Source organism: Streptomyces sp. NPDC005728 (assembly GCF_040630895.1).
Lineage (GTDB): Bacteria > Actinomycetota > Actinomycetes > Streptomycetales > Streptomycetaceae > Streptomyces.
In genome coordinates this window covers 1-13210 of record NZ_JBEXYL010000068.1, presented here as the reverse complement: position 1 = coordinate 13210, position 13210 = coordinate 1, and the positions used below count along the sequence as shown (strand labels likewise).

12 protein-coding genes are annotated in these 13210 nt (G+C 71.6%); 4 read left to right on the top strand and 8 right to left on the bottom strand.

The features are described 5' to 3' along the window. Position 1: 1 nt before the first annotated feature. Positions 2–463: a hypothetical protein gene (locus ABZ471_RS33830; RefSeq protein ID WP_359071883.1), complete on the top strand. Its 462-nt coding sequence runs from the start codon at positions 2–4 to the stop codon at positions 461–463. Between the two features lie 21 nt (positions 464–484). On the opposite strand, the gene ABZ471_RS33825 is transcribed toward ABZ471_RS33830, so the two are convergent. Genes ABZ471_RS33825 through ABZ471_RS33815 form a run of 3 tightly spaced genes read right to left on the bottom strand, consistent with a single transcriptional unit; the run spans position 485 to position 5761 of the window. Next, positions 485–2653, bottom strand: a complete 2169-nt coding sequence (locus ABZ471_RS33825) for a bifunctional serine/threonine-protein kinase/ABC transporter substrate-binding protein (RefSeq protein ID WP_359071882.1) — start codon at positions 2651–2653, stop codon at positions 485–487. 10 nt (positions 2654–2663) lie between these two features. Next, a complete protein-coding gene (locus tag ABZ471_RS33820) occupies positions 2664–4979 on the bottom strand; it encodes a bifunctional serine/threonine-protein kinase/ABC transporter substrate-binding protein (protein ID WP_359071880.1) in 2316 nt (771 codons plus the stop codon). Beyond that, complete coding sequence (locus ABZ471_RS33815) at positions 4979–5761, bottom strand: hypothetical protein (protein WP_359071878.1); 783 nt, start codon at positions 5759–5761, stop codon at positions 4979–4981. The genes ABZ471_RS33820 and ABZ471_RS33815 overlap by 1 nt, the downstream gene beginning before the upstream one ends. A gap of 286 nt (positions 5762–6047) precedes the next feature. On the opposite strand from ABZ471_RS33815, the gene ABZ471_RS33810 reads away from it, so the two are divergent. Together ABZ471_RS33810 and ABZ471_RS33805 are read left to right on the top strand one after the other, a co-directional pair. Next, complete coding sequence (locus tag ABZ471_RS33810) at positions 6048–6326, top strand: hypothetical protein (protein ID WP_359071877.1); 279 nt, start codon at positions 6048–6050, stop codon at positions 6324–6326. Between the two features lie 48 nt (positions 6327–6374). Then, positions 6375–6620: a hypothetical protein gene (locus ABZ471_RS33805; protein WP_359071875.1), complete on the top strand. Its 246-nt coding sequence runs from the start codon at positions 6375–6377 to the stop codon at positions 6618–6620. A 14-nt stretch (positions 6621–6634) separates the two neighbouring features. On the opposite strand, the gene ABZ471_RS33800 is transcribed toward ABZ471_RS33805, so the two are convergent. Then, positions 6635–9517 (bottom strand): AAA family ATPase, encoded by a 2883-nt coding sequence (locus ABZ471_RS33800; protein WP_359071873.1) that lies wholly within the window; start codon positions 9515–9517, stop codon positions 6635–6637. 594 nt (positions 9518–10111) lie between these two features. Here ABZ471_RS33800 and ABZ471_RS33795 point away from each other — a divergent pair. After that, positions 10112–10585 (top strand): hypothetical protein, encoded by a 474-nt coding sequence (locus ABZ471_RS33795; RefSeq protein WP_359071872.1) that lies wholly within the window; start codon positions 10112–10114, stop codon positions 10583–10585. Here the strand turns inward: ABZ471_RS33795 and ABZ471_RS33790 are convergent. The 4 genes from ABZ471_RS33790 to ABZ471_RS33775 form a co-directional block, all read right to left on the bottom strand. Next, positions 10479–10742, bottom strand: a complete 264-nt coding sequence (locus ABZ471_RS33790; RefSeq protein ID WP_359071871.1) for an HNH endonuclease — start codon at positions 10740–10742, stop codon at positions 10479–10481. The two genes, ABZ471_RS33795 and ABZ471_RS33790, sit on opposite strands and share 107 nt — an antisense overlap. Before the next feature lie 34 nt (positions 10743–10776). Next, positions 10777–11670 (bottom strand): serine protease, encoded by an 894-nt coding sequence (locus ABZ471_RS33785; RefSeq protein WP_359071870.1) that lies wholly within the window; start codon positions 11668–11670, stop codon positions 10777–10779. Positions 11671–11939: 269 nt separating this feature from the next. Then, positions 11940–12497 carry a DUF2867 domain-containing protein gene (locus ABZ471_RS33780; RefSeq protein ID WP_359071868.1) on the bottom strand — a complete coding sequence of 186 codons (558 nt, stop codon included), beginning with the start codon at positions 12495–12497 and terminating at the stop codon, positions 11940–11942. Positions 12498–12647: 150 nt separating this feature from the next. After that, positions 12648–13210: transposase (locus tag ABZ471_RS33775; RefSeq protein ID WP_359071866.1), on the bottom strand; the 563-nt coding region annotated here is incomplete at its 5' end.

Here is a 13210-nt window from a genome sequence, read left to right as displayed (position 1 = left end):
CATGCACACCATCACCAAGGAGGTCACTGACAAGCTGACCCGGACGATCGCCCTCACCAACGCCACCACCAGCTGTCTGCAACGTTTCGACGAGCGCAGGAACGAGACCCAGGAGACCTGCGACCACTGCGGTGCACAACTCCTGGTGGTCCTGCCGTCGTTCGCCGACGTGCGACGTGAGCGGCGCCTGCACGGGGTGCTGTGGAAGGTGTGCGCCCTGGCGACGGTCCTCAGCGGCTACGGCTTCGTACACGTGATCCGCACTGCCACAGGCACGGGATACGGGCCTGGGGTCGCCTTCGCCGTCACCGGGGCCGCGACACTCTTCTTCGCCTACCGCACGCTGATCAGCGCAATGCTCACGCGCAGCAACGGAGCGCCCGAGGTCTCTCGCATCGACCACCGGGAACGCGGAAGCGTTCGGCACCGCTGGGCCTACCCGGAGGCGACCGAGGAAGCGTGACGTCCACGTCGGCAGCGCGGCTCAGGCCGTGGCATCCTCGTACTGGCCGAGAAAGCGGAAGCGGCCTCCGGACGCCTGGAAGAGGTACAGCGCCTTCATGGTGTACCCGGTGCTCGACGACGTGTAGCGCAGCCGCTTGGTGATCCCCCGGTAGTCGGTCTCGCGCAGCCGCCCCACGATCGCGCCCCGTTCCGCGCGGGACGGGCCCAGCGTTGTGATCGCTCGGGCCACGAAGAGCGTCGCGTCGTAGGCCTCCGCCGAGTACCAGGGCGGGGCGGCACCGAAGCGTTCGCGGTAGGCACTGACGAAGGACTTCGCGGCCGTCACACGGGTCGGATCGAGGAAGGCGGTGGCGAAGACCCACCCCTCGCCGGCGTCGCGCGCCGAGGTGAGGAAGCGTGGGTCGAGGGCGCGTTGGGTGGCCAGCCGCGCACCGGAGTAACCGACGGCGCGCAGCGCACGCGCCAGTTTCGCCGCGCGTGCGTGTCCTCCGGCGAACAGCACTGCGTCCGCGTCCGCGTCGGTCACCGACTCGGCGAGGGCACGGAAGTCGTCGGCCCCGTCGTCCTCCGCGGCGATGGTGCGCCGGGTCGTGGTGCGCTGCCCGGATCCGACCGCCTCGGCGACGCCCGCACAGATCTCCCAGCTGAAGTCGCCCTCGGCCGCGTCGTCGATCAGCACCGTCCGGTGTGCCTGGACAGTACGGACGAGGTAGGCGACCAACGGCGCCACCAAGTTGCGGTCAGGTGGCCGGGTGGCCGCGTACGTCCGGTACGTGCCCGTGTCCACCCCGTTGAGCCCGACCGACACGGAGATCATGGGCAGCAGTGCTTTCCGGTACTGCTCGAGGACGGCCTTGGCGCAGGCGTCGGTGGTCGGCCCGATCACCGCGCGGACCCTGACGTCGGCCGCCAGCTGCCGTGCGACCTGTTGCGCCCGGGTGGTGCTGCCGGCGTCGTCGTGCACCTGGAGGGTGAGGTCGAAGCCGCGGCCGGCACTGGAGTTGAGGTGGTCGACGGCCAACCGGACACCGCTCTCCTGCGCCAGTCCGGCCGTCTTGTGGCCTCCCGTCAGATCGGCATGCAGGGCGACCATCAGCTGCGGAAGCCGTGTGCCGCCACCTTGCGTCGAGGGGCGGCCGGGGCGACCCGCTGTCCACCACGGCGCCGTGGCGCCCGCCGCTACGACCCCGGCGGTTGAGCCCAGCACCAGGAAGCGGCGTCGCGTGGCGCCCTTCTGCGGTCCCTCCGAGACAGCCACCGTGTCGACGCCTGCCGGAGCGCCGTAGACTTCGGTCGCCTCGACCGCGGGCAGGGCGAGGACGGCGGCCGATCGGCGCGCGATCAGCCGGGTGAGCGACTCCGGCAACCAGCCCCCGGCCTCGCTCCCACGGTCCAGAACCCCCTGCACCTCGGTCACGGTGGGGCGGGCGCCGGGCCCCTTCGCCAGGCAGTCCCGCAGCAGCGGCAGCAACGGCACCGGTACGCCGTCCAGGTCCGGTTCGTCGTGGACCGTACGCAGCAGCACCTCGGCCGCGGAGCCCCGGCCGAAGGGGCGCTCGCCCGTCACCGCGAACGCCAGCAGACAGCCGAGCGAGAAGACGTCGCTGGCCGGTCCGATCTCCCGGCCCCGCCCCTGGGCCTGTTCGGGGGAGAGGAACCCGGGGGAGCCGACCACCATCCCGCTGGCGGTGAGCGCGGTGTCCTCCGGCATCCGGGCGATACCGAAGTCGATCATCCGCGGCCCGTCCACCGCGAGCAGCACATTGCCCGGCTTGACGTCCCGGTGCACCAGACCCGCCCCGTGCACGGAGCCCAGCGCCTCGGCGAGCCGGGCGCCCAGGAACCGTACCGAAGCCTCTGGCAGCGGACCGCACTCCTCGACCGCCTCGGCCAGCGAGGGGCCCGGCACGAACGCCGTGGCGAGCCACGGCGACTCCGCGTCCGGCTCCGCGTCGAGCAGCGGTACGACCCAGGGGCTCGCGACCCGGCCCGCCGTCTCCACCTCACGGCGGAAACGGGCCCGGAAGCCCGGGTCCTGCGCATACGCGGCGCGGATGACCTTCACCGCGGCGAGCGAACCTCCACCGGATCGGGCCAGGTACACCACACCCATGCCACCCGCGCCGAGTCGGCGCAGCAGCCGGTAACCCGCGATCCTGGCCGGGTCGGCACCACGCAACGGCTCCATCAGCGACCCCTCAGGCGGACACCTGGAAAGGCGCCACACCCTGGTACGAGAACCTGCCGCCGGTGACCTTCCACAGGTAGACCCCGGTGCCGTCGACGACCAGGCTTCCGGTGCTCTTGTCGAACGCGAAGTTCCTGGTGATCCCCTTGTACGTCGCCGAGCGCAGCGCCGTCGTCAGGTTCTGGCGGGTGACGTGCCCGGCCGCCAGCGAACTCAGACCCTGCACGGTCAACCGGGCCACGTCGTACGCCTCGACGGCATACCGCTCCGGCTCGGCGTCGAACCGCTTGCGGTACGCGGCCGCGAACGACTTGGCCTGCGGAGCCACGGAGGCGTCCATGACGGGGGCGACGATCACCCAGCCGTCGGCCGCGTCCCCGGCGGCGGACAGGAACCGGGTGTCGAGCACCCCCTGGGCGGCGGCCCGGGCTCCCGGGAAGTCACGGCTGCTCAACTCACGCGCGAGCAGCGCGGCCCGGTCGTGGTAGCCGGCGAAGACCACCGAGTCCGCGCCGCCGTCGAGCAGGGCGTCGAGGGTCGGCGCGAAGTCGGTCCGCAACGCGCTGACCACCTTCGGCACGGCGGGCTGTCTGCCGTCCCGCAGGATCTTGGTGAGGGTGCTGCTGATCTCCCAGGCGTACGTGTCCGCCGCCCGGTCGTCGACGATCCCGATCGTGCGCGACTTCGCGGTGCCGCGCAGATACGCGAGGAGATGGAACGGCAGGATCGTGTCCGTCACGCGGGCGTGGAGGACGGAGCGGCTGCCCACCACCGTCAGCACGGTGGCGCCGGGCGACACCGCGATGAGGGGCAGAGACGCGGCGTCGTACGTCGCGAGCGAGGCCAGGGCGGTGGCGTCCGTGGTGGGACCGATCACGGCCAGAACGGAGGAGTCGGCGACGAGTCGCCTGGCCACGGCGGGCGCCTTGGCCTGATCGCCACCGTCGTCCACGGCCTTCACGGCGAGCGTGAAGGGCCTGCCCTTCCGGGAGTTGAACTCCTCGACCGCCAGCCGCAGCCCGCGCTCCTGAGCTCGGCCGATCGCCTTCTGCTCACCGCTCAGGTCGGCGTGCAGGCCGATGGTGTGCACGGGCTGGGTGGCCGTCCGGGCGGGGCCGGAGCCGCTGCTGTTGCCGTCACCAGACAACGCGGCCCAGGCGGCAAGGCCACCCCCGGCCGTCACCACCGCCGCGCCGCCGGCCATGAGAAGGAACCGTCGCCTGTCGACGGTGCGGCCCGGCGGTGCCACGGCTTCGGTGTCCGCGGCAGCGGTGTCGGCGGGTGCCGAGTCGACCTCGGTGTCGTCCGCGCCGGGGAGCGCGAGCCCGCGGGCAGACCGTTCGGCGATCAGCCGGACCAACGGCTCGGGCAACCAGGCTTCGTCGCCGGGGATCTGCCCGTCGGCCGCCTGGTCGCCCTCATCCTCGGCCACCGCATCGGGCGCGCCGGTCCCGTCCGGGACCGCGCGACGCACCGCCCGCAGGGCCTCCCGTGGGTCCGCAGGCTCGGGAGGCATGTCAGGCGCGGCGACCGTGAGCGCCTCCGACAGCGCTTCCGCCGTGGGCCGCAGCTGCGGGTCCTTCTCCAGACAGCCGCTCACCACCTCGGCGAGCTCCTGCGGAACACCCTCAAAGTCGGGCGCGTCGTGCACCGTGCGGTACAGCAGCGCGTCCAGCGAGCCGGTACCGAACGGAGGACGGCCGGTGGCCGCGAAGACCAGCACGCAGCCCAACGAAAAGATGTCGCCGGCAGGTCCCAACTCCCGCCCTCCCCGGGCCTGTTCCGGTGCCAGGAAGCCGGGAGTGCCGACCACCACGCCGGTCGACGTGAGCGCGGTGTCCTGCGGATCGCGGGCCACACCGAAGTCGATCAGCCGGGGGCCGTCGAGCGCCAGCAGCACATTGCCCGGCTTGACGTCCCGGTGCACGAGACCGACCCGGTGCAGGTCCCGCAGCGCCTGAGCGAGCCGCGACCCCAGCACGCGCAGGCTCCCCACGGGCAACGGACCGTGCGCCGCGATAGCCTCACCGAGCGAGGGCCCCGGCACGAAGTCGGTGGCCAGCCAGGGCTGCGACGCCTCCGGGTCCGCGTCGACGAGGGACGCCACCCAAGGACTCGTCATCCGGCGAGCCGTCTCCGCCTCGCGCCGGAACCGCTCCCGGAAGTCGGCGTCCTCGGCGTACTCGGCCTGGATCACCTTCAGCGCGACCAGTGAACCACCGGCCGAGCGGGCCAGGTACACGACACCCATCCCGCCCGCGCCGAGCCGCCCGAGCAGCCGATGGCCCGCCAGCCTGGACGGATCCGAGGTATGCAGCGGTTCCATCACTTCCCCTTCAGCCGCTGCTGGATGCGCCCCAGCATCTGGCCCAGGGCGGTGCCGCCCAATTGTTGGAGTTCCTGCGCAGTGTGCCCCTTCCCGCCCGTCACGGAGACGGCCACGACGACCGTGCCCAGCCGGGCGACCATCCACCGGTACAGCTGCGCGGCGCCGCCCTTCTCCACGTACTGGCCGGCCTCGAGCACGGAGTCGTCGGCGTACTCCTGCTCGCGGGCGCCGAAGGGGGTGCCGAGCGAGTTCAGACCCGTGATCCGCTCGTCGGCCCGTGGCTGTTGCTCTGGACAGCGCAGAACTTCCTCCAGGGTCGTGCTCAGTTGTTCGTCGGCGCCGAGGGCAGAGGAGTGCACGGTGGCCGCGGCCGTCACCTTGACGGCACCTTTGCCTCCGGCGGCAGGCAGCAAGCTGTACCGGGACAAGCTGGCCAGTACCCCCCGAGGGGCCCTCTCCCGCGACCAGCGGCAGCCGTCGTCCAGCACGGCCCAGGTGCCCGGGGTGCTCTCGGCCGGGTCCTGCACGACGAAGCCCCGGCCCCAGTCGCCCGGAGCGAACACCACCGAGTCCACCAGGCGTTGCCCGTCCTCCGAGGTCCTGGGGACGAGGGCGGCGTCGGGTGTGAAGACGGGGGCGGCGGTCGAGCCGCCCGACGGGGGCGCTGCAGCTTCCGGCGAGGCCGTGGGCGTGGATGACCCGGTCCGTCGGGAGGGCCCGCCGTCCGCTCCCTGCGCCGAGCACCCGGCCAGCAGAGTCCCCGCCACCAGGAGCGTCACCCAACTTCCCCGCACACCTCGGGTGTTGCCCTTCACACAATCCCCTCTGAACCGCTTGAGTCGTCCGACTACCCGAACGTAGACGGCAGCGAGGGAAACGGCCTCAGTGGAAACACGTAACCGGCTACGTGTTTCGATACGTACCTGGTGTCCGGCCGGTATGCGCGTGGAGTGCGTGGTTTCACGGATGTGCCTGCACTCGCGGCCCGACACACTGACGCGGTGCGACCGAGCGGCGGGTAGGAGCATCCCCGCGGACCGCGCACACGACGAAAGGTGAGCATCCGTGAAGCCGACGACCGGCGATGAGGCGCGAGGAGCCCTCTGGCCCGCGTCCTGCCCGGGTACGTCCCGAGCCCGGATCCCGGCGCACGCCCTGGCAGTCCTGGCGGTCGTGACCGCCGTGTGCGGGGCGTCGCAGGTCAGCGATCAGTACCGCGCTGCCGCGCTGGACCAGGGCATGCCGTGGATGCTGGTGCCGATCCTGTTGATGTGCACGGCGCCGCCCGGCGCCCTGCTGGGCCTGCGCGGGGTGCCGTACGGGCTGCTGACTGCCCTGGCCTGAGTGGCGTCGGTGCTCGCGACCCCGGTGATGAGGCTGACAACCGCGCTCATGAATGACGGCGACCACTGCACGGCGTCTCTGCCCGAGCATCCGCTCGCGGGCCGTGTGCTGCCCGTGTCCGTCGTGGCGGCGCTGGCCGCGGCCTCAGCGGCCGGGTGGATCACATGGGTGGCCTCGTGTCGCCGGGCACACCCGGCCGTGCTGTACGCGGTATGGCTCGCCACCGTCGCAGTCGCTGTCGTGGTGAGCCTCGCGCCGCAGCTTCGGGCGGCCCGGACCCGCGCCTACAACTGATCACCGGGCATCGCTCAGGAGCCGGCACCCAGTCCGATCCGCGTCATGAGTCCGGTCAGGGCCGAGCGGGACGGCACCGACACCTTGCGGTAGATCGAGGACAGATGGGTTTCGACGGTGCGTCGACTGAGGTGGAGCCGGGCGGCGATGTCCTGGTTGCTCAGCCCCTCCGCCACCAACCCCGCCACCTCCAGCTCACGGGCCGTCAGCTCCGCGAGCTGCGCCGGAACCACCGGTGTCTCCGCCATCACCTGGGGGCGGATCAATTCGGCAAGGTCCACCAGCAGGCGCGCGCCGCCGGCGACGGCGATCCGGTGGGCCCGCTGCCACATCGCGGCGGCCCGCGCGCCTTGCCCGTTGCGCTGCGCCAAGGGCGCCGCCCGCAGCAGGGAGTACGCCTCCCACAGGGTCTGGCCGCAGCGGACGTATTCCCCAGCCGCCGCGTCGAGGAGCCGTACGGCCCTGCCGTCTTCGCTGTGGTGCTCGGCCAGCGTGGCCTGGGCACGCAGGGCGGCCGCGCGCTGACCGTCGAGGCCGAGCCGGTCGGCCTCGCGCGTCGCCTGAGCGACCCAGCGGCCGGCCGCCTCCATGTCACCGGCGGCGAGGGCCGCGGCCGCGAGGGTGTCGAGCTGACCTGGACGGATCGACGGTTGCAGCAGGGGCAGTCCAGGGCCACCGCCTGCCCTCGTGATGGCCTCCCGGGCGCCGTGGGGGTCACCGCTCACGTACGTCGCGTGCCCGAGCATGCACCAAGCCAGCGACGACCACCAGCCCCTGCTCCGGCCTCCCACGGCGACGGCCTCCTCACCTGTGGACAAGGCGCTGCCGTCCCCCAGCGGACGGGCCAGCAGCAGCACCAGGGTCTTGATGGCCAGGGCGAAGCCCAGCAGGTCGTCGCTGCCCGCGGCCCGGGCAATGGACTCCGCCTCCTCGGCGGCCTCCAGCGCGGACGGCAGACGGCAGGTGGTGAGGTGGACGAAGGCCCTGCACGTCAGCAGGTGCGGCAGGACATGGAGTTGTCCGGTACGGCGGGCTATACCGAGCCCTCGGGTGATGTGCCGCTCGGCGTCGCGGTAGCGCTCCAGCAGGGTTTCCGCCCAGGCCAGCCAGACCAGCGCCTCGCACGGATCCGCGAGACCGGGATCGGTCAGCGCGTCCGCGAGGGACCCGGCGGCGTCGGTGAACCGGGCCGCCGCCTCCGTTTCCCCCTCGTACGCCTCGCCCAGGGCTGCCAGGGCCAGCGCCGCCGCCTCACCGGCGGGATCGTCGTCGGCACGCGCGACGGCGACGGCCTGCGTGACGTCCCCGCGTGCCTCCGGATAGGACGCGGTCAGCAGGGCGGACATGCCTAGGGCCAGGCGCAGGGAGACCGCCTGAGCGGGGGACGGGCCCGGGTCGCGGGACAGCTCCCGGCGCAGCAGGGCGGTGGCCTCGGGGGAGTGGCCCAGGTGCCGCTCCATCACGGCACACTGGGTGACGGCCTGCGTACGTAGTTCGGGATGGTCCTTGCCGGACGTCTCGATCAGGGTGTGCAGCAGGTCCCGGCTCTCCCGGAGGTTCCCGCTGACGCCGAGCGCGCGGGCGCGCGCCAGGACCAGTTCGCCGCGTTGTGTGAAGCGCTCGGGAGTGTCCGGCATATGGGTGAGGACGACATCCAGCAGATGGGCGGTAGTGGCCGGCGCGGTTGACGCGAACCGAGCGGCGGCCTCGATGAGCACCTCCGCGGCCTGGGGGTCCCAGCCGGTCACTGACCGTTCGACGTGGCGGGCCCGCTCGGTGGCGGGAGCGCCGCCGCGGGCCAGTTCGCGCGCGGCGCGGCGATGGACTTCGGCCCGCCGCGTCGGCGCGGTTCTCTCGTAGACCAGGGCCCGGACCAGGGGATGGCGCAGCACCCACCGGCCGCCCGGCCCGGCCCGCAGCACATCCCGTACCACCAGGGCACCGGTCTCGTTCTCCACCTCCTGAAGGGCGAGCCCGGTCACCACTGTCAGCATGGCCGGCGTGGCATGGTCGCCGAGCGTCGCCACCGCCTCGACGACCTGGCGCTGTGGCCCGGTGAGCGTGGCCAACTCGTCGAGCAGCAGCGCCGCGAGCCCGCCGGGTATGCCCGTCGGGTCCATGGCGTCGGCGTGGGTGCCGGGGGTGACGCCGCGCAGTGACGCCCCTGTGCGGCACGCGTGCGCCAGGGCGAGCAGATACAAAGGGTTGCCCTCGCTGGCGGCGTGCAGCTGCTTGGCCTGGTCCTCGGGAACGTCGGGAGCCAGCGCCAGGACGGATTCCTGCTCGGAGAGCGGCCCCAGGGCGAGCTGGAGCACGGCTCCGCTGTCTGCGCCGCGCGTCAGCGCCGCGGCCAGCGATGTCGGCGTCTGCCGGATCCGCCGGGCCACCACCAGGAGGACACGCCCGCGCGCAGGGTGCCGGATCAGGTGGTCCACGAGCTCGCGCGACGCGGGATCCGTCCAGTGCAGGTCGTCCAGGGCCAGCAGCAGACCGCGCTCACCCAGGTGCGTCAGGAACGCGGCGATCGCACGATGAAGCCCGAATCGGGCGGCGGCGCCTCCGACGGACACGTCGCCTGGCGCGTGCCGCACGCCGTGCAGCACCGAGCGCGCTTCGGCGAGGGCGGGGTCGGCGGCCGGTGTGTCGGGGTCGGCGTCGGCGAACGCGTCGGTGAACAGCCGGAAGGGGACGTGCTGTTCGTACTCCGTGGCCCGGCCGCGCAGTACGGTGAACCCGGCCCGACGGGCCCGCGCGCACGCTTCGTCGAGCAACCTGCTCTTCCCGATGCCGGGTTCACCGACGATGTCGACGACCACTGGCAGTTCGGACCGCCCCAGGCCTGCGAGCAGGGCGTCCAACCGCGCGAGTTCCGACGGCCTGCCCACCAGTCCTGCCATGCTCTCGTCCCCCCACCGTGGACCTGCTCACCCGCGTCGATCTTCGTTCCCCACAGCTCACCTTATGAGGCGGCGCAGCCGGCAGTGGACGGAGGAGACGGACGAATCTTGTCAGGCGTGCGAACCCAGCGGCCCCCGGACTGGCGAGCCCGCCCCGCCGATCGGTGCGCTGAGCCCGGAGACGAGCCACCACAGGCGGAGGGGGCGAAGGCCCGGTCAGCCGAGCTTGAGAAGGCGCGCCTCGACGACGGCGCGGCCGAAGGGGCTCGCGAGTTCGGCGAGACGTTCACAGCTGGTGTCACCCAGGGCGGCGTAGGCGGGACGGGTCAGGCGGTCGGTGCGGTCCTCGATGTGCCGCCGCCTGGTGGCAGACCTGATTCAGCAGGTACATCTCGACGAGCTGGGCATGCGGGCCACCCTTCCCCTGGGCGCGCCTCGGACGACGAGCGCTGAACAGCGTCGCCGAAGACCTTGCCCTCAGCGTCACCGGCGAGTGGACGAGCGGACACCGATGCTTTGCCAACCTGACTCACCGAAGATCATTCTCGGAGCGTCCTGACGGGGGACCACGATGACGCGCAGGGGAGGATCCTTGTGTCGTCCGTCGCCCTCACCGAGGACTTCTACCGCGCGTTCCTCAACCGGCGTGCCTCGGGCAGGGCGCTGGTGTGGGTCGGTCGTGCCGCCGTCGTCGCCGTGACCCTGGTGGCTTTCGTGATCGCGCTCAGTGGCGGCCGGCTGCTGGGCATCGTCGGCTACGCCCGGGCGGGCTTCGGAGCCGCCTTCGGCCCGGTCGTCCTCCTCTCGATGTACTTGCCGCGCATAACCTGGGCGGGGGCCATGGCCGGGATCGGGGGTAGCCGGATCACGTTGCCGCGATCCGGCCCCCTCAGGACCGGACGTGCAGGATTTCCCCGTATCCGGCTCAAGCAAGCCCCATGGACTTCGCAGGTCGGCAGAGTTAGGTGGCCCGATTGCCGGCGCCGGCGTGGTGCCGGCGGTGGCATTCGGAGTGCACGAGGCGAAGGTTGTTCCGCTCGTCCGTGCCGCCGTCTCGCCGGTAGGTGAAGTGATGCTTGTGGAGCATCTTCCTCGAGGCCGCGACCCAGTTGATCCACTCGCGTGGACTGTCCGGTTCGTACTCGGCTCCAGCGATCAGCGCCTGCTTGCAGGGAGGGCAGAGCCCCTGCTGCCGGATCGCCGGGACGAGACTCGTCTTGTCCATCGGCGGCGGCGCCTTCTTTCGGCGGCGGTCCGGATCAGCGGCCGAGCAGTTGCTTCACCTTTTTGCCCTTGGCGGACTCGTCCAGCGTGTCCCACAGCTTCGCCGAACCGGTGTACGTGTACACACCCGGGGCCCCCTGTGCCGCGCAGCCGTCGCCGTACGACACGATGCCTGTCTGGTAGACCCCGCGGCGGCCCGGCAGCTTCCGGAACATCGGTCCGCCGCTGTCACCCTGGCAGGAGTCCTTGCCCTCGACGCCCGCGCAGACGTTGACCTTCTTGTCGTAGCTCGAGTAGGACGCCTTGCACTCGATGTGCGACACGATCGGGACGTCCACCGCTCGCAGCCGGTCCGGATAGTTCGGCACTTCCGTGTCGGTGTTGCCCCAGCCGATGACCGTGGCCTTGGCACCCGGGCGGATGAGTGCGTCCGTGCCCACGGTCGGCAGATTGACCGGCGCGATACCGGTAACAGGCTTGTCCAGCATCAGGAACGCAATGTCGTACGCCTCCTGGCCCCTGGCGTAGCGCGGGTGGACGACGATGTCGGTGACGTTGCGCAGGTGGCCCTGGTTCTTCTTGGACAGCACGGTGCGGCCGACGACCGTCTCGAGCTGCTTGGGCTGCACGCCGACGACACAGTGTGCGGCCGTCATGACGATGCTCGGGTCCAGCAGGCTGCCACCGCAGAACTGCCGGTCGTGCGGGTTGCCCCGGCCCTTGGCCAGCAGCGCCGCCATGAACGGATATGAGCCGACGGGCTTCTCGGTGCCGCCGATGATGGGACTGTCCGGGCGGCCGGGGTGCGTCGGTGTCGCTGCGTCGGCCGTCGCGGTGGACGCACCGACGAGTCCGAGTACCGCGCCGGCAGCGATGGCGGCGGAGGCGATCCGCCGGGTCGCGGTTCTGTGGGCGGTGGAAAGACGCATGGGGGGTGTCTCCAATCTCCGAGGAACCACCGCGACGGACACTCCCGAGGCGCTCGACCGAGCCAAGCAACGCCGGACTCACCCGTCGGCGGTGGCATGCCGCCCTGTCAGATGGGATCTTGCAGAGGGAGGTTCCCGAAGGCGCCCGACGGGGCACAGGGGTGTCACGGGCGCCGATCCCGACGAAGACGAGCTGGTAGCCGCGGGCACACCGCTTCCACGCCGGCAGTGTTGTCCGGCGAAGCAGGTGGTTCCGTGTCCATCCCCGCTCAACTTCCTTGCAATGCAGGGGGAACGGGTGCCGACTGTGCGCGCTCGGCGGCGCTGGGAGCTGCCAGGGCGAGTCGCCGGTGGATGCGGCGGAGCATGGTACGGGCCATGAAGGGGTGGACACGCTTGACCACGGCCCAGTACAACCTGCCGCGCCAGTTGTGGATCCGCACGACCGTGCTGAGCGTGACCTGACAGTCGTCGACGAGGATCGAGGCCCGGAAGTCAAGGTGGCCGGCGTCCTCGCCCAGCAGCACCTCTCCGCCCTCGCGACCCATCACGGGGAAGGAAGCTCCGCGCAGGACACCCCGCCAGGACTCGGCGTCCCTGGGCATCCCGGGACGCATCGTCATCCGCCACGCGTCGCTGTAATGGGTCTGCTCGAAGGAGGCACGAGCCAGGCCAGCGCCCGCCGGGAGGTCACTGGCGGCCGCCTTCTCCCACATGAGCCGGTGGAGCAGCCGGACCCAGGGCGACCAGCGAACGGGGCTGGCTGCCGTGCCGGTGACGGCCCGTTCGGCGTTGTCGAAGAGTTCTTCGATCACCGTGTCGTGCATCCAGCGCACCGCCAGAGCCCAGCCCAGCACCATCGGGCCGCGGCGTTTCAGCTCCAGGGTGTGCCGCAGGCGGCAGCGCCCTTGCCCCAGCGGTTCGATGACGAACTCGTGACTCCTCCCCCCCTATGAGGGGGCTTCTCGCTATGCCGGTTAGGCTTCGCGACGGACCAGCCCGGCCCGTAGAACGTTGAGTGCGCCCACGGTGTCAGCGTGCGCCTGGTGGTCGCAGTTCTGACAGTGGAACTTCTCTTGGGTGGGCCGGTTCTCTGCCGCGACGTGCCCGCATTCGGGGCAGGTGCGGGAGGTGTTGCGGGGGTTAACGGCGATCACTTCTCGTCCGGCGCTTTCAGCCTTGGCGTGCAGGATTGCGAGGAACACCCCCCATCCGGCATCAGCGATCGAGCGGTTGAGTCCGGCCTTCACGCTGGCTCCGTTGGGAAGGAAGATGCCCGGCTGTTCGGGGTCCGGCTTCGGTGCGGGGGCCTTGCTCATGTTGCGGATCTTGAGGTCTTCGTGCGCGATGAAGTCGTGTTCCCGTACGAGGTCAAGCGCGGTCTTGTGTGCGTGGTCCAGGCGCTGGCGGCGGACCTTGCGGTGCAGCCGGGCCACCGTCTCCATGGCCTTGCGGCGGCGCTTGGATCCACGCTTGCACCGGGCGAGGGCCTGCTGTGCAGCTTCGAGTTTCCCGACGGCCTTCGCGCCGTGGCGGGGGT

Excerpts from the sequence above, each read along its gene's own strand:
- ABZ471_RS33805 (WP_359071875.1), top strand. The coding sequence starts at position 6,375 with ATGAATGACGGCGACCACTGCACGGCGTCTCTGCCCGAGCATCCGCTC.
- ABZ471_RS33780 (WP_359071868.1), bottom strand. The coding sequence starts at position 12,497 with ATGCACGACACGGTGATCGAAGAACTCTTCGACAACGCCGAACGGGCC.
- ABZ471_RS33785 (WP_359071870.1), bottom strand. The coding sequence starts at position 11,670 with ATGCGTCTTTCCACCGCCCACAGAACCGCGACCCGGCGGATCGCCTCC.
- ABZ471_RS33800 (WP_359071873.1), bottom strand. The coding sequence starts at position 9,517 with ATGGCAGGACTGGTGGGCAGGCCGTCGGAACTCGCGCGGTTGGACGCC.
- ABZ471_RS33820 (WP_359071880.1), bottom strand. The coding sequence starts at position 4,979 with ATGGAACCGCTGCATACCTCGGATCCGTCCAGGCTGGCGGGCCATCGG.
- ABZ471_RS33790 (WP_359071871.1), bottom strand. The coding sequence starts at position 10,742 with ATGGACAAGACGAGTCTCGTCCCGGCGATCCGGCAGCAGGGGCTCTGC.
- ABZ471_RS33825 (WP_359071882.1), bottom strand. The coding sequence starts at position 2,653 with ATGGAGCCGTTGCGTGGTGCCGACCCGGCCAGGATCGCGGGTTACCGG.
- ABZ471_RS33830 (WP_359071883.1), top strand. The coding sequence starts at position 2 with ATGCACACCATCACCAAGGAGGTCACTGACAAGCTGACCCGGACGATC.